The sequence below is a fragment of the Pseudomonas sp. FW305-28 genome (assembly GCF_017351395.1).
GTDB classification, from domain to species: Bacteria; Pseudomonadota; Gammaproteobacteria; order Pseudomonadales; family Pseudomonadaceae; genus Aquipseudomonas; species Aquipseudomonas fluorescens_AA.
Map to the genome: position 1 here is coordinate 1 of NZ_JACNDD010000042.1, position 24527 is coordinate 24527.

Genomic DNA, 24527 nt, shown 5'->3' on the forward strand with positions numbered 1-24527 from the left:
CGCGAGCAAGCTCGCTCCCACAGGGGTTGTGTGTCGGCCCGGGGATTGGGGCCGACACCCATGGGCTCAGTTGCTCTTCACCGCATAGTCAGGCTTCTTGTCGTTGCCGGCGATGAACGGGCTCCACGGTTGCGCGCGGATCGGGCCTTCGGTCTGCCAGACCACGTTGAACTGACCGTCGGCCTGGATTTCGCCGATCATCACCGGCTTGTGCAGGTGGTGGTTGGTCTTGTCCATGGTCAGGGTGTAGCCCGACGGTGCGGCGAAGGTCTGGCCGGCCAGGGCTTCGCGGACTTTGTCGACGTCGGTGGACTTGGCTTTCTCGACCGCTTGCGCCCACATGTGGATACCGACGTAGGTGGCTTCCATCGGGTCGTTGGTCACCGCTTTGTCGGCGCCTGGCAGGTTCTTGGCCTTGGCGTAGGCTTTCCAGGAATCGACGAATTTCTTGTTCGCCGGGTTATCCACGGATTCGAAGTAGTTCCACGCCGCCAGGTTGCCCACCAGCGGCTTGGTGTCGATGCCGCGCAGTTCCTCTTCGCCCACCGAGAACGCCACCACCGGTACGTCGGTGGCCTTCAGGCCCTGGTTGGCCAGTTCTTTATAGAACGGCACGTTGGAGTCGCCATTGACCGTGGAGATGACTGCAGTCTTGCCGCCGGCCGAGAACTTCTTGATGTTGGCCACGATGGTCTGGTAATCGCTGTGGCCGAACGGGGTGTAGACCTCTTCGATGTCTTTGTCCGCCACCCCTTTGGAGTGCAGGAACGAGCGCAGGATCTTGTTGGTGGTGCGCGGGTAGACGTAGTCGGTGCCCAGCAGGAAGTAGCGCTTGGCGCTGCCGCCTTCTTCGCTCATCAGGTATTCCACCGCCGGAATCGCCTGTTGGTTCGGCGCGGCACCGGTGTAGAACACGTTCGGCGACATCTCTTCGCCTTCGTATTGCACCGGGTAGAACAGCAGGCCGTTGAGTTCTTCGAACACCGGCAACACGGATTTACGCGACACCGATGTCCAGCAGCCGAACACCACGGCGACCTTGTCCTGGGTCAGCAACTGCCGGCCCTTTTCGGCGAACAGCGGCCAGTTCGACGCCGGGTCCACGACCACCGCTTCAAGCTTCTTGCCGTTCACACCACCCTTGGCGTTGATCTCGTCAATGGTCATCAGCGCCATGTCCTTGAGGGACGTCTCGGAGATCGCCATGGTGCCGGACAACGAATGCAAGATACCGACCTTGATGGTCTCGGCGGCCTGGACGGTCCAGGCCATGCCCATCGCGGCAATGCTTGCCGAGAGTGTAAAAGCCTTGATCAAGCTACGACGCTTCATTGTGCGATCTCCATGGACTTATGAGTTTTTTTGAGGGCAGATGCAAACGCTGAAAGCGCTTTTGCAAGGGGTGTGCCCGGTCGGAGAAAGGCTTTGAAACGCGGGGTTGGCGTGGGGCACAAGGGAGCGAGCGCACCATGAGTGAACGCATTGCGGGGGCTGGTGCGAGGAGGTGCGCCACATTAGTGCGCAAGGGTGCGAGTCCCCTTGTGGGAGCGAGCTTGCTCGCGATAGCGATGGGTCAGTCATCTCCGATCTGACTGATCTACCGCTATCGCGAGCAAGCTCGCTCCCACATTCCGGACTGTGTTCATCGTTTGGAAAGCGGGTGCGATTGTGGAGGTTTCGCGCCGCCTTCCGTTAACGCATGGCCTTCAGCTTGAAGATGAAGCCGCCTCAGGCTGGCGATTGAACCGGGTAACCAGCCGGTCCAACAGCCACACCACCACCAGCGAAGCCCCTACCAACGGGAACACCAGCGCCAGGGCCAGCATGATGAACACTCCGGTCTTCCAGGTCGGCAGGTCGTGGCGCAGGGGCGGCACGCCGAACTTGCCCTGGGGCCGACGCTTCCACCAGATCACCAGGCCACTCACGGCGCTGAGCAGGATCATCAGGCAAACCAGCAGCACGAGGATCTGGTTCACCGGGCCGAACATCTTGCCTTCGTGCAGCATCACCCCGGTTTCGGTGGCGCGGGCGACGATGCTGTAGTGCTCCCAGCGCACATCGGCCAGGACCTTGCCGGTGTACTGGTCCACGTGCAGGGTGGCGTCGTTGCGCGGGTCATCGGCGAACACGGCGACGGTGAACACGCCGCTGGCCGTGGTGGGCAACGTGATGCTGTAGCCGGGCGTGACCTGGCGCGCGGTGGCGATATCCTGCACCGCTTGCAGGCTGACGGTCGGGGCGGCGGGGCCTTCGTGCAGGCCACCGTGGCCCATGTGCTCGGCATGGTCGCCGGACATCGGCATCGGCGTATTTTCCACGGCCCAGGGCACGGTCTGGCGGTGGGCGTTGTTGAGGGTGCCGGCCTCGACGTCGGACTTGGGCACGTCATTCCACATCGCCGCCGGGAAGCGGTTCCAGAGGTCTGCGTATTGCTTGCCCCAGAAGCCGGTCCAGGTCATGCCGCTGAGCAGCATCACCAGCAGGAATGCCGCGCCCCAGAAACCGACGACGACGTGCAGGTCACGCCAGAACAACCGACCGCGGGCGCTCCAGCGCGGCCACAGCACACCGGCCGATGATTGCCCGCGTGGCCACCACAGGTACAGGCCGGAGACCACCAGCACCACGCCCCAGCCGGCGGCCATTTCCACCAACCGGTCACCGACGGTGCCGATCAGCAACTCGCCGTGAATCGCCCGGGCCATGGCTTGCAGGTTGCTCTTCGCATCCTGTTCCCCGAGGACGTCGCCGTGGTACGGGTCGATGAACACATTCAGTTCCCGGCCCTGGTCGATCACTACGAATTGCGCGCTGCGTTCGGCGTTGACCGGTGGCAGGTACTGTTTGACCTGGCCTTCGGGGTAGGCCTGGCGGACCTTATTGAGCAGGTCGTCCGCCGCCAGGGTGTGATGCCCGGCCGGCACGTTCAACAGGCTGCCGTACATCAGTGGATCGAGTTGCGGCTTGAACAGGTAGATGATGCCGGTCAGGGCCAGCATCACCATGAACGGCGCCACGAACAGCCCGGCATAAAAATGCCAGCGCCAGGCCAGGTTGTAGAAATTCGGTTTCGGTTGGCTCATCAGAAAGCGCTCCGCAGGGCAAATTGGGTTGTTATGTTGTGCCGTCATTCAAGGTGGAATCGAACCCTGTGGGAGCGAGCTTGCTCGCGATAACAATGGTTCAGCTTGCATCGATGTTGAATGTGCCTTCGCCATCGCGAGCAAGCTCGCTCCCACAGTTTGTGTCCTTGTTGACAGATCTCCGGTGCCGGTTAGAAACTCATGTCCACCTTGGTCCAGAGCGTGCGCCCCGGTTCGTTGATAGCCTGCGGGTCGCTCGCCGGGTAGCCGACCCCGGCGTTGCCGGCCAGGTTCAAGTGTTCGGCGTAGGCTTTGCCGAACAGGTTGTCGACGCCGCTGCTGACCTTCCAGTGTTGATTGATGCGATAGGCACCGTTGAGCGAGAACACGCCGAAGCCCGAGCTTTTGCCGTAGTCCTTGCCCACCACGTTGCCCTTGTTTTCATCGACACGGTGTTGCGCCGCCACCACCCGCCACAGGGCACCGGCGCTCCAGCGGTCTTCGCTGTAGGTCAGGCCCAGGCGTGCGTCCAGCGGCGGCATTTGCGCCAGGGCGCTGCCGTCGCTGCTGTTCTTGCCCCAGGCGTAGGCCAGGGTGGCGTCGGCTTTCCAGCGCTCGCTCAGCTTGTAGGCCGCACCCAATTCACCGCCCATGATCCGCGCATCGATATTCTCGGCCCGGGAGGTGGTGCCCATCATCCCGGGGGTGTAGTCGAACAGGATGTAGTCGCGCACCTGGCCGACATAACCCGACGCCCAGGCTTCAAGGGTTTCGGTCTTGTACTGCAGGCCGAAGTCGAGCTGGGTGGTTTTCTCCGGCTTGATCGCGTCGAAGGCATTCAACGAACCGCTGGGGCCGACGTTCGGCGAGAACAGCTCCCAGTAGTCCGGAAAGCGCTGGGCGTGACCGATGCCTGCGTAGAGGGTGGTGGGGCTGTCGTCCAGGTCGTGCTCGTAGCGGACAAAACCGCTGGGCAGTGTGTCGGCGCGAGTGTCGTCGGCGGTGGGATTGGGGCGGGCCGACATGCCGGAACCGATGCTCTGGCGATAGTCCTTGGCCGAGGCGCGGTCGAGCCGGGCACCGGTGATCAGCCTGTCGCGGTCGGCGGCGTACCAGGTCAGTTCGCCGAACACCCCGTAGTTGTGGAAGTCGGCGTCCTTGGTGTACGGCAGGTCCTTGTAGGTATCCACGCCCATGCTGCTGCGTTGGCGGTGCTCGTTGGTCTGGGCGTCCAGGCCGCTGATCAATTGCACATCGGCCCAGCGCCAGGTGGCCTTGATGCGCGCGCCGAGGGTGCGGCGGTCGACGTTGGAAGCCATGGGCCCGGCCATCATCCCGGTGCCGGACGGCGTGCGCAGCGTGTAGTTGTCCATCACGTGGTCGGCGTAGTTGTAGTAGACCTGGGCCTCGACCTTGTCCAGCACCTGGCCGATGTTCGAGCGCTCGAAACGCAGCCCGAGGCTTTCGCGCTTGAACTGTGAGCCGTCCATGCCGCGTCCGGCGTAGCGCGCTTCACCGTCGCCCTTGCCGGCCGTCAATTCCAGCAAGGTGTCGGCGTCCGGCGTCCAGCCAAGGGTGACGTCGCCATTCCACTTGTCATAGCGCGACGGCACGGTGTCGTTATTGCCGTCGCGGTAATCGTCCGAATGGGCGGTGTTGCCGATCACCCGTACATAGCCCTGCGGGCCACCGGCGGCGGCATCCACCACTTTGTCGAAACGGCCATTGGAGCCGGCCAGCACACTGGCGTTGACCCGGGTGCCCAGCTCGCCGAACTGTTCCGGCTCGCGCTCGAACAGCACGGTCCCGGCCGAGGCGCCGGGGCCCCAGAGCACGGTTTGCGGGCCTTTGATGACGGTGAGCTTGTCGTAGGTTTCTGGCGAGATATAGGAGGTCGGTGCGTCCATCCGGCCTGGGCAAGCACCCAACAGCATGCTGCCGTTGGTGAGGATGTTCAGCCGTGAGCCGAACATGCCACGCAGCACCGGGTCGCCATTGGTGCCGCCGTTGCGCACCAGGGCAAAGCCCGGAATGGTCTTGAGGTAGTCGCCGCCATCACTGGCCGGCACCGGTTGGCGCGGGTCCTTGGGGTTGGTGACGACGGTCAGCGGCGAGCTGGGGGCGATGGCGGTGATGACCGTCGGGCTCAGTTCGTCGACCTGATGGTCGTGATGCTCGTGCTCGTCGGCCAGCGCGAGAGGCGTGAGCAGCAGGCCGCACAGGGCGGCGATGGTTTGGCGCAAACGAACCCGTGGCTCGTTCAGGGGGCAGCGAACCTGGGCAGAGCCCAACGCGATGCCAGCAGAAAACCTGGACATGATGATTCCATCGAACAAACGTAGACGACACGGTCGGGCAGCCTGGGGCTGTCTTGTACGACCGGGTGAGTGGAGTGTCGGCTTACGCGTCGAAGGGCGGTGCGCGGGTGCGGGCACCCGGGAAGAATGCGGTGCGGGCATGGCCCAGGCGCGGGGAGGGGGCGGTGTAGGTGTTGGCCAGTGGTGTTTCAAAGGTGGCGAAGCCCTGGCCGCCAGTCAGCGCCGGACAGTTGAACAGCAGGCTGCAATAGCCACACTTTTCCCACAGTGCGTGGTGCTCGCGCTGGGGCGGGCAGTGTTCGTCGGTTGAGGCCTCATGTTCGGCGTGGACTCCCGCCGGCATGTCCATGCTCATGTCCATCGACATGCTCATGTTCATGCTCGCAGGCATGCGCTGATCCATCGGCATCGACTGGGAAATCAGCGGAGCGATAAAGATCATCAGCATGGCGAACAGGCTGATCCAGCTGCCGCGTGTCTGGCTCATGGGCTGACGGCGGGGCATGGATGGCCTGGCGCGAAGGGCGTGCACGGGCGGCTACGTCTACTGGGCGTGCATGTGTGTCTTGGTGCCGTCGGGTGCTTTTTTCTGCACCACAACGTCGACCGTGACATCGCCGGCTTTTTCGAAATGCAGGGTCATCGGGAAGCGCTTGCCGTCGCTGAGCAGGCTGCGGTCCTTCAACTCCAGCAGCATCACGTGATACGCCATCGGTGCGAAGGTGACAGTCGCACCCGGGGCGATATCGACGTCGGATACCGGTTGCATTTTCATCAGGTCGTTTTGCATCACATGCTCATGGAGCTCGGCCTTGCCGGCGATGGGTGAGTCGACGCTGAGCAGCTTGTCGTCGCTGGTGCCGCCGTTGTGGATGACGAAATACGCGGCCACGGTCGGCGCATTGGGCGGCAACTCTTGAGACCAGGGGTGGGCGATTTCAAGATCGCCTGCCTTGTACTGGTGAGCTTGGGCAAAGCCGATGGGAAGCAACAGGGCGGCCAGCAGGATAAGTCTGTTCAACATGGCGATTCTCCGGAACGATTCAGGGCGCAGGTGTATGCGGAAAGAATCAGACCAGGGGCGAGGCGCGGGGATTGAGGCTTGGCCATTGTTGGCGGGGCGTGGGGCTATCGAGTTTCGATTGGGCGATGCCGCGATGATCGAGCCGGGCATCCAGGTACAGTTGCGGGGCATGGCCGGTGAGTGCCACCAGCGACGCGGTGCCGGCGCAGCACCAGCAATGCTGCATCGTCGAGTGATTGTCTTTCTGTGGCGCGCCCTGTTCGAGCTTGCCCAGGGAAATCGCGACCATTTTCGTGCCGCTGGACGAGCAGAAACTGCCCCACAGCAGTTGCTCGGCTGGCGAATTGGCAGTCGCGCCACCGCTGTTGGAAAGCGGCATGGCAAGCATGTTGAACAGCACTGCGAAGCAGGCGATCCAGGCAAATGCAAGCCGTTGTCGGGACATGGGGCAATCCGCTCGGTTGGGCGATCAGGTGGCGGTATTTAGCCTGATCGGGGTTGAGAAGTAAAAAAGGCGTGTGCGGTATAGGGTCGCAGGGCTGGTGTTAACAGTATCAACAGATCTTCAAGTGAGTGCTTTTGTGGCGAGGGAGCAAGTTCCCTCGTCGCGTGTTTTTGATCAATCGGTATTCAATCACTCCAATACAGGAGGGAAGGGAACCTCTGTCAAATGGCCGTCGCATGTAACCTCAAGCCCAAAGCTTTCATGACTTTCATGATAGTTGTGAACTCCGGATTGCCCGTACTTCCCAGTGCTTTGTAAAGACTCTCTCGTCCCAGGCCTGCATCACGAGCAATCTGCGTCATGCCCTTTGCCCTGGCAATATCGTTAAGAGCTGCCCGAACCAGTACGCCGTCACCCGCATCCTCTTCAAAACAGGCATCCAGATAAGCGGCCATTTCCTCAGGCGTCTTGAGGTAGGTGGCTGCATCGAAACGTGTGAATTCTTCAGTCATGATTCACTCCTCATTACCCATGGTTTGCGCCATTTGAACAGCGCGTGCGATATCCCGTTTCTGAGTCGATTTGTCACCTCCCACAAGCAGCAAATAAAGCACGGAGCCTTGACGGGAGAAGTACACTCTGTAGCCAGGACCCGAGTGAATACGCATCTCATACACTGCGTTACCCACCGGTTCGCAATCACCAAAATTCCCATGCTCTGCCGATCGGAGCCTGGCAATGATGCGAGCTTTCCCAGCAATGTCCTTCAACCCGTCAAGCCAGGTTGAGAATACTCGGGACTGTTCAAATTCGATCATTTGGATCGTATTCCTTGGGATACATATTGGCAAGCAGCACTTTCCTCGGCACGAGACGGGTCGCTCATGCTGAATGACTGCCAGGTGCTGCGGTGGGTATTAAGGAGCGGAACTATAGAATTGAACGTCTTGGACGAAACAGCCGGCTTCGTCTTGAAAACTTGTCAGAAATGTCGCGCGAATGCGCTGAATTCAGAACCCGTTTTGTACGAATAAAGCGTCCAGCATTTCATTGATCTCTCCAAACTCCCGATCCACCCCCGCCAACACCGGCCGCCGCAAAACCAACACCGGCACCCCCCGCTCCCGCGCCACCTCCAGCTTCGGCTCAGTGGCCGTGCTCCCGCTGTTCTTGCTGATCAGCACATCGATCTTCCGGCGTTCGAAGAGTTCGCGCTCGTCTTCGAGGTGAAACGGCCCACGGGCGCCGATGACTTCGCAGCGTTCATTGCCGGGGTAAACGTCCAGGGCGCGCAGGGTCCAGAATTGCTCCGGTGGGATTTCGTGCAGGTGTTGCAGCGGTTCGCGGCCGAGGGTGAACAGCGGGCGGCGGAAGGGTTGCAGGGCCTGGATCAGTTCGGCCCAATCGGCCACTTCGCGCCAGTCATCCCCGGCCTGGGGCTGCCAGGCCGGACGGCGCAGGGCCCAGCAGGGAATGCCGCAGGCGCGGGCGGCGTGGGCGGCGTTGTGGCTGATTTGCGCGGCGTAGGGGTGGGTGGCGTCCAGCAGCAGGTCGATGCCTTGGTCGCGAATGAATTGCGCCAGGCCTTCGGCGCCGCCGTAGCCGCCGGCGCGGACCTGGCAGGTGAGGTCGGTGGGGACGCGACCGATGCCAGCCAGGCTGTAGATGTGATTGGGTCCCAGGGTGCGGGCGATGGCCAGGGCTTCGGTGACGCCACCGAGCAGCAGGATGCGTTTCATTGGAAGCCTCCGGCGTGACCGACGATCCCACCCTGGCGGTCGATGGCGAAGACTTCGACCTGGACCTGGGCCGGTACCACGCTGCGAGCGAAGGCCAGCGCGTGCTCGCACACCGCATCGCCGAGGGCGACGCCGGCGGCGCTGGCCATCGCCAGGGCCTGTTGGCTGGTGTTGGCGTCTCGGATGCCCTGCTGCAAAACCTCATCGGCCCCGATGGCGGCCGCCCATTCGGCCAGTTGCGGCAGGTCGATGCTCGAGTGACGGCTGTGCAGGTCCATGTGGCCGGCGGCGAGTTTGCTGATCTTGCCGAAGCCGCCGCAGAGGCTGAGTTTTTCCACCGGCACCTTGCGCACATGTTTGAGCACGGCGCCGACGAAGTCGCCCATTTCGATCAGGGCGATTTCCGGCAGGTCGTAGACCCGGCGCATAGTGTCTTCGCTGGCATTGCCGGTGCACGCGGCGATGTGCAGGTAACCGTTGGTCTTCGCCACGTCGATGCCCTGGTGGATCGAGGCGATGTAGGCCGCGCAGGAGAATGGCCGGACGATGCCGCTGGTGCCGAGGATCGACAGGCCGCCGAGGATGCCCAGTCGCGGGTTCATGGTTTTCAGCGCCAGGGCTTCGCCGTCCTCGACATTGACCGTGACTTCGAAACCACCGGCATAACCGCTTTCCTCGGCCAGGCGGCCCAGGTGATCGTTGATCATTTTGCGTGGCACCGGGTTGATCGCCGGCTCACCGACACCCAGCACCAACCCCGGTCGTGTCACTGTGCCTACGCCGCGACCGGCGACGAAACGTACGCCGGGTTCGGCGATCAGGCGCACTTGGGAAAACAGCAGGGCGCCGTGGGTCACGTCCGGGTCATCGCCTGCGTCCTTGATCGTCCCGGCCTCGGCGCCTTGTTCGGTCAGGCGACAGAACTCCAGGCGCATCTGCACCTGCTTGCCCTTGGGCAGTACGATTTCCACGGCGTCGGCTTCGGTACCGCGCAGCAGCAAACGGGCCGCCGCCAGGCTGGTGGCCGTGGCGCAACTGCCGGTGGTCAGGCCGCTGCGCAGGGGGGCGGGTTGTTCGGCGGTTTCGTCACGCATCGAGAGGTTTCGTCAGGTCCAGCAAGGTAATCGGCAAGGCCTGACGCCAGGTGTCGAATTCGCCCAACGGCTGGGCCTGGGCGATGTGGATGCGGGTCAGTTCACCGCCATGACGTTCGCGCCAGTGCATCAGGGTCATTTCGCTTTGCAGGGTTACGGCGTTGGCGACCAGCCGACCGCCGGGCTTGAGTTGGGCCCAGCAGGCGTCGAGCACGCCTTCGCGGGTGACGCCGCCACCGATGAACACTGCGTCCGGACGCTCCAGGTTGTCCAGCGCCTGCGGGGCGCTGCCGCGAATCAGTTGCAGGCCGGGCACGCCGAGGGTGTCGCGGTTGCGTTCGATCAAGCCTTGCCGGCCTTCGTCGGCTTCGATAGCCAGGGCTCGGCAACTGGGGTGGGTGCGCATCCATTCGATGCCGATGGAGCCGCTACCGGCGCCGACATCCCAGAGCAACTCGCCGGGGGTCGGGGCGAGGCGGGCGAGGGTGATGGCGCGCACGTCGCGTTTGGTCAACTGGCCGTCATGCTCGAACGCGCTGTCCGGCAAACCGGCCAAGCGTGACAGTCGCGGTGTCGCCGGTTCGGCCCGGCATTCGACGGCGATCAGGTTCAGGTCGGCGACGGTGCCATCGGACCATTGCGCGGCGCTACCGTCGATCCGTCGTTCCGCCGCACCTCCCAGATGTTCCAGCACGGTCATGGCGCTTGGGCCGAACCCTCGCTCGCGCAGCAACGTCGCCACGGCGGCAGGGCTGTGGCGGTCATTGCTCAGCAGCAACAGCCTGACGCCTGTGGATAAATGCCCATTGAGCGCTGCCAGGGGCCGCGCCACCAGCGACAGTGTGACCACGTCCTGCAACGGCCAGCCCATGCGCGCCGCTGCCTGCGAGCAGGACGATGGCGCCGGGATAACCAGCATCTGGCCGCCCGGAATCTGTTTAGCGAGACTGGCGCCGACGCCGTAGAACATTGGATCGCCGCTCGCCAACACGCACACCGCCTCGCCCCGACGGGCCAGCAGCGGCTCCAGGGAAAACGGACTGGGCCACAGCTCCCGTTCGCCGCCAATACACGGTGGCAACAGCGCCAACTGCCGAGCGCTGCCAACAATGCGCGACGCCCGCAGCAAAGCATGCCGGGCGGTGCGGCCCAGGCCCTTGAAGCCGTCTTCGCCGATGCCCACTACGGTCAACCAGGGCGTCATCTGTGTTCCTCGACTCGATCTGTTTGATAAGCAGGCTGACGCCCGCGAACCGGGCGGTCATCATACCGTGAGTGTTTGGTTAAGGCTGCGTCCGATCCAGCTCAGCTGTGCAGGGCAGACCGCCATCGCGAGCAGGCTCGCTCCCACAGTTGGATCGGGTGAAGCCAGAACAGACAGGTTGGCTGCCAGGGCGCCTTCGCGAGCAAGCCCGCTCCCACAATTGGATAGGAGTACAGCCGGGAGCATCAGGCCGGCTGTCAGGCCGCCTCGCTTTTGATTTTGATCTTGGGCACATCGAGCCTAAGCGAGGTACCCAGTGGTGGGGCAAGGCGCTTTTGGTTACTTTAGGCGCCCTTTCAAAAGTGACCCGCTGTAAGAGCGGAGCCCTGAGTAGCCGTTACCGCAGCAATGGATATGTACAAAAGACCCAGCCCGGCTCTCAGGCCGCCACATGCAGTCGATACCACGCCTACCGATAAACATACTTAAGAATATACGCATACAAATCGCTGACGACAGAGTCCGGCACATGTTCAGCATTAGCCTGGACTTTATGCAATGCCAGGTGACATGCCTTCACCATTTCTTCACGGTCGCCAATAAGGTGCAGGCGATTATTGACGATGTTCTCGAAAGCACTGGCATACACCACCTTGGGGCCAGTGATGATCGAAGTACCATTCGCATCCAGGGTATAGGTGCTTTGAGCGCGCAGGACCCGTTCTTTCAACTGACCGAACCCCCGCTCATACAGGAAAATCTGCGAGCCGCTGACCGCTTTGGCCGCCGTCTCGAAAGCGAGGATGGTTGCCTGGGCGTTACTCAAGCTCGTATTCAGCGCTGCCAGTGAGACAAACCTTTCCATTTCCTGGTTTTCCAGGCTTTTGAGTGCCCGCTTGATACTCGACAGATGCGCGAACTCTTTTTTGCAGGCAATGATGTGGGTCTCGAACTGATACCCGGCGGCCGTCGCCGTCGGTGGAAATGCGGCAAAATCCAAGCTGTCGAACGCACATTCCATGATGATGTTGTACTTGTCATTGAACGCCTTCTCGAAGATTTTCGAGCCGACTTCCCGGACAAATGCTTCCGTATGTTCATAGGCGTGCAGCACGCCGTGCTTGATCATCTGCGCGTATTGCGGATGTTTTTCCCGGTACTCGGGCAGATACAGGCGTACGTAGTTGTCGTAGCGCTTGGAGGGCAGCAGACTTTTTTCCAGCAGATAGGTCTTGCCCGAGCCTTGCGATCCGGCGGTAATCAACATCTTGGGGATCGTCTCGGTGGTGACGCCGTCCAACAGCGTGGCAATGATTTCATCGTACGCGGCGGTGACCTGTGCCGGGGTGTAGGTGTAGCTCTGTGTGTGTGACATTCCGGATTTCCTTATCGAGAATGAGGTTGAGGTGAATGCTTGCTCTTTGAATAAAGCGGTGTTTGCCGGATTGTTCAAATGCGCGTTGGTTTCAAGGTATGTAGCTGTTTTAAAAGGTAAAAAAGCCTACAAGAAAGCTCCAGAAAACCTACGCCCCCATGTTCTTCACAATGACCCCGTGACGGATATATTTGTCATCTCGCCACCCCCAATCCGACCAGCAAGCTTTTCATGCCCCCCGGCAAAGCAGGCATAATGGCGGTCCTTCGCCGTCATGGCGTGTCTTATCTGCCGGTTTGCCCTTGAACGAACGTCCATCCGCCAACGTCATCCGCCCCTCGGGTTGCCCGGGGTTGCTGCGTGTCGTCCAGGCGCTGGACGGTGGGATCTGTCGGATCAAGCTCGACGGCGGTGCCATCCAGGCGGATCAGGCCGAAGCCGTGGCGGCGGTGGCCGAGCGGTTCGCCGGGGGTGTGATCGAGGCGACCAACCGGGCCAACCTGCAAATCCGCGGGATCGGCCCCGGGCATGACGCGCTGATCGAGCCGTTGCTGGCCGCCGGGCTTGGCCCGCGCAAGCCGGCGGGTGATGACGTGCGCAACCTGATGCTCAGCCCCGCGGCCGGGATCGACCGGCAGATGCTGTTCGACACCCGTCCGTTGGCCGAGCAGATCCTCGTCACCCTGCAAACCCATGAACGCTTCCATGAACTGTCCGCCAAGTTCGCCGTGCAACTGGACGGCGGAGAGGCGTTGGCGATGCTCGAACATCACCACGACTTGTGGCTTTCGGCCCTTGTCCGTAACGGCGAGCCCTGGCTGGCCTTCGGCTTGGCCGGCACCCCGCTGGATAAACCGGCGGGCAAGGTGCTCCTGAGCCAGGGGCATGCCTTGGTGGTGGCGGTGCTGGAGTTGTTCCTCGACTTGGCCCGCCCGGACCAGATCCGCATGCGCCACTTGCTGGCTGACGTCTCTGTGGATGAATTCATGACCCGGCTGGCCCGTCTTGTGCCCCTGCAAGCGTGCCTGGATTGGCAGCGGGATGGGGCCATCGATGGACTGCACCTCGGTGTTCATCCCCAGCACGACGACCGTGTCTACGTCGGCGCGGCGGCGCCCCTCGGCCGGCTCGATGCGGTCATGCTGCGGGGGGCCGCGCAACTGGCGCGGGAGAAGGGCGATGCGAGCCTGCGTTTCAGCCCTTGGCAAAGCCTGCTGCTGCCCAACGTGCGCCGCGCGGATGCCGACGAAGTGCTGGCGCGGCTTGAGGGGTTGGGGCTGTTAGGTTCGAACGATCAACCCCTGGCGCAACTCATCGCCTGCACTGGCTCCAGTGGCTGCGGCAAAGCCTTGGCCGACACCAAGGCCGACGCCCGCCAACTGGCCGAGCTGCTGCGACGCCAGGGCCAAACCCTGAAGGTTCATCTGTCGGGCTGCCCGCGTTCCTGCGCGGCGGCCCACGTCGCGGCTGCCACCTTGCTGGCGGTCGCCCCCGGTCGTTACGACCTGTATTTTCGCGATGCCACGTTGCCGGGTTTCGGCGCGTTGCAGGCACACAATCTGACTATTGAAGCGATCGGCCACTGGCTCGACGCTCGCCCCCGGAGCCCCCTTGATGCTTGATTACATCCGCGACGGTCAGGAGATCTATCGCAACTCCTTCGCGATCATCCGCGCCGAAGCCAACCTGGCGCGCATTCCGGCCGACCTGGAGAAACTCGCCGTGCGGGTGATCCACGCCTGCGGCATGGTCGAGGCTATCGATGGCCTGCAGTTTTCCGAGGGCGCGGGCACGGCCGGGCGCCAGGCGCTGGCCGCCGGTGCGCCGATCCTGTGCGATGCGCGGATGGTTTCCGAAGGCGTGACCCGGGCTCGCCTGCCAGCCAACAATCCGGTGATCTGCACCTTGCGCGACGAGCGTGTACCGGCATTGGCCCAGGAACTGGGCAACACCCGTTCGGCGGCAGCGCTGGAGTTGTGGCGCCCGCACCTGGAAGGCAGTGTCGTGGTCATCGGCAACGCACCGACCGCGCTGTTCTATCTGCTGGAAATGCTCGATGCCGGCGCGCCGAAACCGGCATTGATCCTCGGTTTCCCAGTGGGTTTCGTCGGCGCCGCCGAGTCCAAGGCGATGCTGGCGGCCAACAGCCGTGGCGTGCCATTCGTGATCATGCAAGGCCGCCTGGGCGGCAGCGCCATGGCCGCCGCCGCCGTCAACGCCCTCGCCACGGAGATTGAATGATGCAGCAGCCTGGACGTCTGATCGGCCTCGGCGTGGGCCCCGGTGACCCGGAACTGATTACGGTCAAGGCCCTGCGCCTGCTGCGCGAATCGCCCGTGGTGGCGTATTTCGTCGCCAAGGGCAAGAAGGGCAACGCCTTCGGCATCATCGAGGCCCATTTGCAGGACGCGCAGACGTTGCTGCCATTGGTCTACCCGGTCACCACCGAGGTGCTGCCTGCGCCGCTGTCCTATGAACAGGTGATCGCCGACTTCTACGACACCGCCGCCGAGCAGTTGGCCGTGCACCTGGATGCCGGTCGCGACGTGGCGGTGATCTGTGAGGGCGACCCGTTCTTCTACGGCTCCTACATGTACCTGCACGATCGCCTGGCCGAGCGTTATGAGGCCCAAGTCATTCCCGGCGTCTGCTCGATGCTGGGCGGCGCCTCGGTGCTCGGCGCGCCGCTGGTCTATCGTAACCAGAGCCTGTCGGTGCTCTCCGGTGTCTTGCCTCACGACGATCTCAAACGTCGCCTGGCCGATGCCGATGCGGCGGTGATCATGAAGCTGGGACGCAATTTCCCCAAGGTTCGCCAGGTGCTCCAGGAACTGGGCATGGACGGGCGAGCGCTGTACGTCGAGCGAGCGACCATGGCCAACCAGAAAATCGTGCCGTTGGATGAAGTCGAGCCGATGTCTTCGCCGTACTTCTCGCTGATCATCGTGCCGGGCGAACGGTGGCAGGGTTGATGGCCGCCAAGACGCCGGCCATCGTCATCCTCGGCCCCGGCAGCCTGGCAACAGCCCGACGGATCCAGCAGCGTTACCCCGACGCCCTGATCCACGGCCTGGCCGGGCGGGTCGAGGGTGATCGGCAATACCTCGAGTTCGGCGCGACGTTGCGCGAACTTTATCAACAGGACACGCCGATCATCGCCCTGTGCGCAGCGGGTATTGTCATCCGTACCCTGGCGCCGCTGTTGCTGGAAAAAGGCGCCGAACCGCCGGTGCTGGCAGTGGCCGAGGATGGCAGCGCCGTGGTGCCGCTGCTGGGCGGCCTGGGCGGGGTGAATGGCATGGCCCGGGACATCGCGGCAATGCTGCAGGTCGCGCCGGCGATCACCACCAGCGGTGAATTGCGTTTCGGCACGTGCCTGCTCAATCCACCCAGCGGTTACAGCCTCGGCGACCTGGAGCAAGGCAAGCGCTTCGTCTCCGATCTGTTGGCCGGCGAGCCGGTGCGCATCGAAGGTGCAGCACCATGGCTGGATCAAGCGCAGTTGCCCCAAGACCCGCAAGCCCGGCGCACGATCCACGTTAGCCATGCCGAGCGTGAGGCCAGTGCCCATGAGCTGTTGATTTATCCGCGCAGTGTCGCGGTGGTGGTGAGCGCCGAGGTGGCTGATCTGCCAAGCGCCGTTCGTGCAGCTTTGCAACAAGCCAACGTGGCGATTGCGAGCCTGGCGTGCCTGGTGGCGGCGGATACGCTGATGGCCAGCACGGCCTTGCGTGAAGCCGCGCTGGAACTCGGGGTGGCGCTGCGCTTTGTGGCGGCGACAGGCGATGCCGCCACCTTGGCCCGCAACTCGATGCCGGCGGCGACCCTCGTTTCGGCAACGGACAACCTGGTCATCGCCGTCGCCGCGCAGCCCTTGGATGTGGCCCGAATCGGTCGTCCGCGCGGCCGCCTGGCGGTGATCGGCCTGGGGCCGGGCGCTGCCGAGTTGATGGTGCCGGCGGTGAAAGCCGAACTGGCGCGGGCCACCGATGTGCTCGGTTACGAAACCTATGTGCGCATGGCCGGCCCGTTTCGCGACGATCAAGTGCTGCACTGCACCGACAACCGCGAAGAAATGCAGCGCGCTCGTCACGCCTTTGAACTGGCTGCCCTGGGTCGTTCGGTGATCGTGGTGTCGTCCGGCGACCCGGGTGTCTTTGCCATGGCGGCGGCGGTGCTCGAAGCGTTGCACGAATCCAGCGACCCGGCCTGGCATCAGGTGGACCTGGAGATCCTGCCCGGCGTGTCCGCCTCCCTCGCGACCGCCGCCCAGGCCGGTGCGCCGTTGGGGCATGACTTCTGCGTGATGTCGCTGTCGGACAATCTCAAGCCCTGGTCGATCATCGAAAAGCGTCTGGACCTGGCTGCCGAAGCCGATCTGGCGCTGGCCTTCTACAATCCGATTTCCCGTGCGCGACCGTGGCAATTGGGGCGTGCGCTGGAAATCGTCGCCCGGCACCGCACGCCGGAGACGCCGGTGGTGTTGGGGCGTGACATTGGCCGTCCGGGCCAGACCCTGCGTGTCATCACGTTGGGACAGCTCACGGCCGAGCAGGTGGACATGCGCACCATGGTCCTGATCGGTTCCTCCACCACCTGCGTGTTCCCGCGGGCGTCCGGCGGAAACTGGGTGTACACGCCTCGCTGGTATGGCGCCAAACCTGCCTGAACCGTGACACCGTTCATTCATGGATGGCTACTGCGGCGAGGGATCCCTGTAGGAGCTGGCGAAGCCTGCGATCTTTTGATCTTTCGCTTGGGACTCAAGTGTCTGGGGAAAGATCGCAGCCTCGCTTCGCTCGACAGCTCCTACCACACCGCGCAGCCTCATCGCAGGCTGCGAAATCTCCCTCGCCACAGAAGAGAAACATCGCCTTCAGGACCGTGCATTCGATTCTTTCGCTGTATTTGTTTCTCATATAAATAAAAGCGCAAGTTACAGCCTTGACCCTTCTTTGAAATGCATTGAAAGCCTTCCCGTTTGAGTTGTTGGTTTCTAAGCGTTAGTTTGCCTGCCTGATAAGTTTTCGGTGTGCGCTTGTCAGTGTTTGGCAGGCGTTTCAGGTGTCGCCAAGTTGCAAGATATTAAATTGAATCAATAGGTCGCCAGAACACGTGCTGGCGGCGGCGTTGTTATAGGCCTGTTTTTTACGGAACAGGCCAAGGAGTGTTTTTTTATGCAGGAAGCGAACATCAAGACGGGCGACAGTGCGCTCGGCTTCATCAGCCTTTTCAAACTGGCCGATCTCGAACGGGCACTGTTGCCTTACAAGAACACTGAGCACTATGACGCGGTCATCCGTTATTACTTTGCCTGTATCGGCATGCCGGATTCCCACCGGTTGCTCGAGCCCTTGGGGCTCTTGAAACAGACGCTCGCCAAGCTGGTGGGCAAGCGCAGGGTCAAGCGCAGCCAAGATACGCATATCTCCAGCCCTGCCGGCGCCGGGATTGATCTGCCGCAGATATACGACAAAGTCGAACAGCACGAAGCGCGCCTCCAGTTCAGTGCCGAGCAGATGAAAAAGTTGCCCACGGAAGTGCCAAGGATGTTGCACTTCGTCTGGCTCGGCGGCGGTCTTGGCGACATTCAGCGCGATTATCTCAATGTATGGCGGCAGGTGTTGGCCCGACAGGGTTATACCCTGAATCTCTGGTATGACAGCGATGCACTACTGGCCTGGCAAACCAATAAGTTTATTGTCGAGGCGGCCAAGGCCAATGTTTTTTTGCACGGCGTAGATGAACGTATTACTGAAGTCGAGTTGGGGGCCCTGTACAACGAACATGCCCTTGTTCTGAAACAACAGATGCAGGCCCATATCAATGCCGCTGTGGTGAATGGCGGATCAGCCGATGAAGCCCGGATCGATTTACTGGCCCGCGCCTACGGTCAGGATGCGCAAGTGCTGCGCCAACAGTTGGAACGCAATCGGCGCAGTGTCCTGGACATGGACGGCTTCAAGTTGCGCGATCTTGCCGCCGGCGCGGTTTCGCTGCAGTTGCAGGAGGTCTATGACCGGGAGATGCGCTTGCTTGGCAATATGGCGGCGGCTGCGGATGTGGTGCGCATGGAAGTCCTGTTCGCCGAAGGTGGCAGGTATACCGATATCGACTACCTTCCGCCGTTATCGGCCACCCTGGGCGGCGTCGACATCAGCGGTTTTGACTATGATGCCCGTCTGGGCACCCTGCAATTGCTGCTGAACGAGAACCCCGAATGGCTGCCGGGTCGCCAGGCCTCCTCCCGTTATCGTGGGCATATTCCTGCCGAGCATCTGCCGGCACTGGAAGCGTTCGCGCGGAGCCGGCCAAGCTTGAGCGAGGTCTTCGAACTGCCGGCGGAGCGGCTGGCCCGACCTTTCGCGCTGCGGGCCTTGAGCATGGAGCTGTCGTTAACCAATGCTTTTCTGATGGGTCATCCGGGTGCCGAGATTCTCAAGAGTGTGATCGACCGTCTGCGCTCCAACTTCGAGTTGATTGAAGCATCGGTCCAACTGGCCGCCCAGCGCGGTGTTGCATTGAGCGACGTTGCCGGCATGTTGGTGCTGGTGGAAGAAGTCTTCGAAAAAAGACATGGATCGCTGAGCCGCCTGCCGATGGGCGAGGTGCTCAGGGCGATCGCGCGGATATCGGGCGTAGCCACCCACTTTGGCGACGGCATCCGCTTTGAAAGTGAAGGCACCATCCATCTGACGGGCCCCGGAGCCATGCGCGACGGCATGGCCGACTATGCGAACGCGCACTTGAGCGCGGCGGTTGCCAAGACCTTGCGCGAGGAGGCGGGCGTTTCCCCCCACCTGACGGTTAACGGCGCCACCGAAGAGGAGCAGGATCACTCCTGGAAAGAACATGGCAACCAACCGGAAAAATGGCTGGCCGACGAGCAGGCCCGCTGGCGTGAAGGTCAGTACCGCACGCGCTACAGCGGCGACATCGCCCAGTTGCTCAAGCATTCGACCGTTGAATTCCAACAGGGCTGGCCGCTGATCGAAGGCCGGGCCGTGCTGCTGACCGATGTCCTGGAGCGCTTGGTCGAGGGACTCGGCGAGCCGTTCATCGAGGCGATGAGCCGGGGGCATGACGGTGAAATCCGTTTCGGGAAGCCGCTGCCGCTGAGTTTCGATGATCGCCAGCGTATCCGGCGCCAGGCGCCCGATACGCTGGTTCCGGTGTTCCTGAGCGATGCAAAGATGCAAAGCCTGGGGATCGACGACGTGCTGGGCGAGATCGCCAGCGGCGCTCGACGCGTCATTGAGGTCAGCCCTGTGCAAAGGCTGTCACTGGGCGTGTTGCTCGGTTTGGATAGCTTGGATAACCGGCGCTTCAACGCCGCCACCAGTGAACTTGAGAACCTGGCCAACAGCGTCGCCGAACAGGCGGTGGCCGGCCGTTACGCGGTCATCGAGCGGCAATTGTTCAAGCGCAGGGCGGCAGGGTTCATGAACGGCCTGGTGAACGATCCGGCGGATACGCCGCTGCCGTCCGACAGCGCGCTGGAGCTGAAGAAAACCGCCTTGAAACAGGCGCGGACGCTGTTCCAGTGGGGCCGTCATGTCGCGCGGATCCAGAAAGTGGCGACCCTGGAGCACCGTCTCCAGGTCGTCGAACGCTCCGCGCAGGTGCTGGACGGATTCGGCCGCAACGGCGTGCAAATGGTCCCTCAGGATTTGCTGCTCAACGGCGATGGTGAGGCGATTGGCGGGCGCTGCTACCCCTTGGCGTTGGTGATGAGTGCAGCGCTTGCCCAGGGCGATGCGTCCTCCGGGCACTTGCGCGAGCGTTTCTTCCTGGCGGTGCTCGAACCCGGGCAAGCCGATTCCCAGGCCTTTGTGCAAACATTGGAGGCGCTGCGGGACGTACCGATGACGGAGGTCGGGACGCGTCTGGGGCAGGCGAACCTGGATCAGGTCAGGGCTCGGCTCGAGAAGCACATCGGCCCCCGTACGCTGATGCTCAACTCTGACAACCATTCGATGCTGGTGGCCAAGACCGTCAGTGGAGAACGTGCCTCCTACCATTTTTTCGACCCCAACTTCGGCCTGTGCAAGTTCGACCAGCCGGATGCACTGCAACGGGCACTGGAGACGTTTTTCCGAACAGAGGGCATGGCTCGCTATTACGCCGCTTATGGCCCTGACGCGCGGCCGGAATTCGATCTGATCGACCTGCACAACAAAAAAATCGCCGCCCTGGAACTGGCTGACGGCTTCACCGTGGAACACCTGCTCAAGCCCGATCCGTTGCCCGGCAAACCGGCGCTTGCGATTCGCCAGCGCCTGAACAATGCCCACGGCAGATCCCTGGTGGACAACTCGCACCTGGGCAGCAGTTTGCTGGAACTGGACAGCCACTGGTGGGGCCAGCAGATCGCCCAGGCAACGGTCGATTTGCAGGATTTGCATGACTCGGCGACGCCGCTGGTGCCCTTGTTCGAAACGCTGGAAATCACCCCCGAAGGCAAATACCGGGTAAGCCTGATCGATCCCGCACAACCGCAACAGTCGGTTCAGGTGCTCAGCGACGATCAGCGCCTGTTGCGGATCAAGAACTGGCTGTCGGAACAGTTTTCGACCCTGGCGCGCAGACCCGCGCAGACAGGGAACGTCCTGGACCCGACCGAGGCCGCCAGTGTCCATACCCTCAACGCCGGTTTCACCATCCAGGCCTTGATGAATGCCTTGCGCGGTCGGGAAGGGGATGACCGGACGTTGACCACCGCCGTGCGCCTGCACGCTTACGTCAACTATGCACAGTTGGTGCACGGCAATGTCGTGGACGTGGCAGGCCTGGTGCAGTTGGCTCGCACCGCGCTGGCGGAAGAACGGCTCATCGCCCGCACGTGCGCGCCGATTGTCGGCCAGGCGCTGGGGCACGCGGCCAACGAGGGCGTCGGCGCGGTGCTGGGGCTGGCCAATGTCGGCTTCGATATCTATCAGTTGAAGACCGCGCAAACCGGCGTCGAGACCGCGCAATTCGGCACCCAACTGACCTTCGACTCTGCCAGCCTGGCCTTGACGGCGGGCGGTGTCGGGGCGGGGTTGGCCGGGGCATCGACCGCGGCGGCGGTACTCGGCGGTGCGGGGGTGATTCTCGGCGGATTGGCCGTCGGCGTTGCCGCCCTGGCCCAGGGGTTTGCCACCATCGCCCGCGAGGCGCGGCAAGTCGGTCAGTTTTTCGACGACCTGGAGCAGGCCTACCGGGGCGACGGCTACCACTACGATCACACGCTGGCCGCGTGGGTGGCACGGCCGTCACTGCTGGTCAAAAGCATCGATCTGAACGAGGCAACGGTGCTGCTCGACAGCCCGAAGCTGTATCCGCTGCGTGATCATTTTGGTGTGCCTGGCTTCGATCCCGATAACGCGCGGGCCATCGACATTCGCCGGGAGCTGGGGCTGCCCGGGCAAGTCGGGTTCGCGCCGCCCGCCGGCCAACCCATCGTGCTGCCCTGCACGCCACACACCACGTACGGTTATGAATACAAGGCGCTGCCCTTCGCCCGTTGGCGTCATGACCGCGGCTTCGACACGGCCCGGCGCCTGGAAAAAAAGCAAGCGGACGGCACCTGGCTGTTTCTGTTCTCGTTCTATTCGTTTCCTTCCGACTACATCCTCAATCGCCTGAACCCGGTGTATGGCGAAACGGTTATCCGGGTGAACCTGGATGCGTTGGAGCGGACACTGGTGGTTCCCGTCCTGCCGGAAGCCTGGCAAGGAAAGTTGGCCTATTGGCTCCGGGGCGCGGGCGGGCGCTGTACGGTGATGCTCAACCCCGGGGCCGACATCCGGCTGGTCGCACCGAACCAGACGTATTGCCGCTGGGTATTACAGGCGAACTGGGCCAAGGACAGTGACATCCGGGTCGAGCCTTCCGGCGACCTGTACATCGGCACCGTCCATGTGACCCGGGTCGGTCGCCAGGAAGTGCTGATCCGCACGGCCGACCAGTTGTTCAGCGTCACCCAGGGTAAACAGCAGCTGGACCTGGTCGAGCAGACGGCGCCCGAGGGGCTCGACGAGCAGGCGCTGCTTGATCACTACAAGGGCCTGGCGCGGGAGCACCGATTGGCACTGCCGTATACACCGGTCCAGCGTTTCCTGATCCCGTTCGAGGATCCCCGGCAACCGCGCTACACCACGGCCTGGTATGACGCCCACGAAGACCGTTTCCTCTACATCCGCGACGACCTGGAAGTGCTAGGCGAGCCGCAGTTGTCGGTGGTCCTGGAGGGCTCCGCGTATTTCCATGACCCCGAGCAATTGCAGATCTGGCAAACGGATTGCGCCACGGGCCTGCTCAAACGCCGTTACCTGTTACTTATCCAGGACGGTCAAAGCACCATTCGCAGCGTTTCGGCGGATGCCCAGGGCGTGATTCATGTGGTGCAGGAATACGTCGTCGACAAGAAAACCGTCCGGCAATACCGCTACCTGATTCATGACGGGCAACTGCTGTTGAGTTCCGTCACCTACGACACGGCACCGCAGCTGCAAGCGCTGCTGTTGACCAACGATACCCTGGCCGAATGGTCGTCCTTGCTCGGCAACTTCCTGCGGCTGGCCTCCGGGCCTTCGAGCAATGGGCTTGTCACCGTCGATTGGCAGCCGGCGCCGTATGTTTCGATCTGCTGGGCGATTACGCCCGACGTCCGAGACATGGCGTGGGTACGCGGCAGTGATCGACAGCTGATCCTTGCACAGCCGGCCAAGCATCATGCCCGTGGCTGGGACGATTCGATCAAGCACCTGGACGGCCTGATGCTCTTGCCGATGGCCGATGACAGCGATGTGTTCTTCGTCTACCAGCGAGTCACCCCCAACCAAACGCTCTGCCGGCTGCAACGCAGCGTGAAGGACGGCAAGGCGCAATGGACGCACCGCTGGGTGCAGCCCGACGGGCTCAAGCAGATCCTGGCTGTCGAAGGGGGCTACGTGGCGCTCGATGACAATGGGCTGTTTTTCAACCTGACCGCGCAAGGCGCGCTGCAGTTTGCCGGTGTGAGCGAGCACTGGCTCAAGGGCCGTGCCCGTTGGTGGCAGGCATTGGAGCCGTTGGCCAAGCGCTACCCGGACAAGGATTTCGCCATTGCCGGCCTGCGCAATGCCGCCGGCGACGGCAACCTGTGTGCCTGGTACGTGAAGCACCGATTGTTGTTGGGCGATCCGGGACTCGACAAAGAAGTGCGCTTGCTCGGCGTGACGCCGGACAATCAGTCGGCCTGGCTGTTCGATCGGTCGAGCGGTGAAGTCGTGAGCCAGGCATTCTTCGACCCGCAGCAGCTCTATCAAGCATTCGGCGCCGGCTCGCAACTGCTGCCGGGCACCAGCCTGCCGGCTTATCGACGCGAGTGGACCGGCTGGCGGTTCGCCGACGTCACGCCCGAAGGCAGCGGATTGCGCGGGACCAGCGTGGAAGGTGTGTCGCTGGCGCTGCGTCATCAGGAGGCGGCGACCATCACCGGGGTCAACCACGCCTGGGTGAGGGCCCAGGACGAGCACCTGGTCGCAGCCCTGCAGCGATTGCTGGAGGCGGCGCAACATGCCGAGTTCGTCTCGGTGGAGTCCGAGCCTGGAAGCCTGCAATGGTATGACGTGCAAAGTGCCCGGCTGTTGCGGGTCACTGGCAAGAACCTGCCCAGGGACTTCACCCTGCTGGGCACTCAAGCACCGCTGAACGTGCTGCTGCACGCGCACCAGGATGGGCGGGTGCTGATCTATCCGGACAAGCACAGCATCGGGCCGTTCGATTACGTCCAGCGCAACGCCCAGGTGCTGGTGGTCGAAGGGGAGAAGGTCGGTCGTGATCTGTTGCCGCTGATTCCCGATGAGGTCAACCGGTTGATCCTGCGTATGGGCCAGGGCGCGGTGACTTGCCATTTGACGAAGACGGTGTGGCTGAAGCTGGAGTCGGTCATTGTCGACTGTCGCCATGCCTTGGGTGAAACACCCGTCACGGCCAGCACCTTGATCTGGGCATTCGATGAGCCTGGAAAACTCGTGTTCGAGATCGTCCAGGCGCACCTGGTCATTGTCGATCCGGACAGTGAACGCTGCCTGATCTTGCGTGACGTGTGTTCCGCCGATCCGGCCTTGCGCGGTGAAATATGCCTGGGCTTCAACGCCGCACAATCTCGCCCGGTGTCGACATTCGTGGCGCGGTTAAGGGACCTGGGGGCGACTGGCAGTGCAACCCTGAAGGCGCTGCTGGCGACAGCGCCGGTCGCAGAATGAACCGTCCTC

Annotated in this window: 17 protein-coding genes; 5 read left to right on the top strand and 12 right to left on the bottom strand. The window is 62.7% G+C overall.

Annotated features, from left to right (window positions below):
- Window positions 1-66: 66 nt before the first annotated feature.
- The 12 genes from urtA to J4E53_RS12115 form a co-directional block, all read right to left on the bottom strand.
- A complete protein-coding gene (urtA, locus tag J4E53_RS12060) occupies window positions 67-1332 on the bottom strand; it encodes an urea ABC transporter substrate-binding protein (RefSeq protein WP_025211599.1) in 1266 nt (421 codons plus the stop codon).
- A 374-nt stretch (window positions 1333-1706) separates the two neighbouring features.
- Window positions 1707-3086 (bottom strand): PepSY domain-containing protein, encoded by a 1380-nt coding sequence (locus J4E53_RS12065; protein WP_103308375.1) that lies wholly within the window; start codon window positions 3084-3086, stop codon window positions 1707-1709.
- Between the two features lie 191 nt (window positions 3087-3277).
- Window positions 3278-5404 carry a TonB-dependent copper receptor gene (locus J4E53_RS12070; RefSeq protein WP_103308376.1) on the bottom strand — a complete coding sequence of 709 codons (2127 nt, stop codon included), beginning with the start codon at window positions 5402-5404 and terminating at the stop codon, window positions 3278-3280.
- Between the two features lie 82 nt (window positions 5405-5486).
- Complete coding sequence (locus J4E53_RS12075; RefSeq protein ID WP_256587145.1) at window positions 5487-5891, bottom strand: DUF2946 domain-containing protein; 405 nt, start codon at window positions 5889-5891, stop codon at window positions 5487-5489.
- 57 nt (window positions 5892-5948) lie between these two features.
- Window positions 5949-6428: a copper chaperone PCu(A)C gene (locus J4E53_RS12080; RefSeq protein ID WP_103308378.1), complete on the bottom strand. Its 480-nt coding sequence runs from the start codon at window positions 6426-6428 to the stop codon at window positions 5949-5951.
- A gap of 46 nt (window positions 6429-6474) precedes the next feature.
- Window positions 6475-6873 carry a DUF2946 domain-containing protein gene (locus J4E53_RS12085; RefSeq protein ID WP_103308379.1) on the bottom strand — a complete coding sequence of 133 codons (399 nt, stop codon included), beginning with the start codon at window positions 6871-6873 and terminating at the stop codon, window positions 6475-6477.
- A 221-nt stretch (window positions 6874-7094) separates the two neighbouring features.
- Window positions 7095-7385, bottom strand: coding sequence for an addiction module antidote protein (locus tag J4E53_RS12090; RefSeq protein ID WP_024617344.1), 291 nt, complete (start codon window positions 7383-7385; stop codon window positions 7095-7097).
- A 3-nt stretch (window positions 7386-7388) separates the two neighbouring features.
- Entirely contained in the window at window positions 7389-7691 is a 303-nt protein-coding gene (locus J4E53_RS12095) for a type II toxin-antitoxin system RelE/ParE family toxin (protein WP_060739368.1), read from the bottom strand.
- Window positions 7692-7883: 192 nt separating this feature from the next.
- A complete protein-coding gene (locus tag J4E53_RS12100) occupies window positions 7884-8612 on the bottom strand; it encodes a cobalt-precorrin-6A reductase (protein ID WP_207268145.1) in 729 nt (242 codons plus the stop codon).
- The gene (locus tag J4E53_RS12105; RefSeq protein WP_060739366.1) at window positions 8609-9706 is read right to left on the bottom strand and encodes a cobalt-precorrin-5B (C(1))-methyltransferase; all 1098 of its coding nucleotides are present in this window, start codon (window positions 9704-9706) and stop codon (window positions 8609-8611) included. The genes J4E53_RS12100 and J4E53_RS12105 overlap by 4 nt, the downstream gene beginning before the upstream one ends.
- Window positions 9699-10910, bottom strand: coding sequence for a precorrin-6y C5,15-methyltransferase (decarboxylating) subunit CbiE (gene cbiE, locus J4E53_RS12110; RefSeq protein ID WP_103309296.1), 1212 nt, complete (start codon window positions 10908-10910; stop codon window positions 9699-9701). The genes J4E53_RS12105 and cbiE overlap by 8 nt, the downstream gene beginning before the upstream one ends.
- A gap of 469 nt (window positions 10911-11379) precedes the next feature.
- Window positions 11380-12285 (bottom strand): zeta toxin family protein, encoded by a 906-nt coding sequence (locus tag J4E53_RS12115; protein WP_103309293.1) that lies wholly within the window; start codon window positions 12283-12285, stop codon window positions 11380-11382.
- A gap of 302 nt (window positions 12286-12587) precedes the next feature.
- Between J4E53_RS12115 and cobG the strand changes: the two genes are divergently transcribed.
- From cobG to J4E53_RS12140, 5 genes are all read left to right on the top strand, one after another.
- The gene (gene cobG / locus J4E53_RS12120; protein WP_103309292.1) at window positions 12588-13907 is read left to right on the top strand and encodes a precorrin-3B synthase; all 1320 of its coding nucleotides are present in this window, start codon (window positions 12588-12590) and stop codon (window positions 13905-13907) included.
- Window positions 13900-14526 carry a precorrin-8X methylmutase gene (locus J4E53_RS12125; protein WP_060739362.1) on the top strand — a complete coding sequence of 209 codons (627 nt, stop codon included), beginning with the start codon at window positions 13900-13902 and terminating at the stop codon, window positions 14524-14526. The genes cobG and J4E53_RS12125 overlap by 8 nt, the downstream gene beginning before the upstream one ends.
- Window positions 14526-15257, top strand: coding sequence for a precorrin-2 C(20)-methyltransferase (locus tag J4E53_RS12130; RefSeq protein WP_060739361.1), 732 nt, complete (start codon window positions 14526-14528; stop codon window positions 15255-15257). The genes J4E53_RS12125 and J4E53_RS12130 overlap by 1 nt, the downstream gene beginning before the upstream one ends.
- Window positions 15257-16954 carry a precorrin-3B C(17)-methyltransferase gene (gene cobJ / locus J4E53_RS12135; protein WP_103309290.1) on the top strand — a complete coding sequence of 566 codons (1698 nt, stop codon included), beginning with the start codon at window positions 15257-15259 and terminating at the stop codon, window positions 16952-16954. The genes J4E53_RS12130 and cobJ overlap by 1 nt, the downstream gene beginning before the upstream one ends.
- Before the next feature lie 508 nt (window positions 16955-17462).
- Window positions 17463-24518, top strand: coding sequence for a TcdA/TcdB pore-forming domain-containing protein (locus J4E53_RS12140; protein WP_103309288.1), 7056 nt, complete (start codon window positions 17463-17465; stop codon window positions 24516-24518).
- Window positions 24519-24527 lie beyond the last annotated feature (9 nt).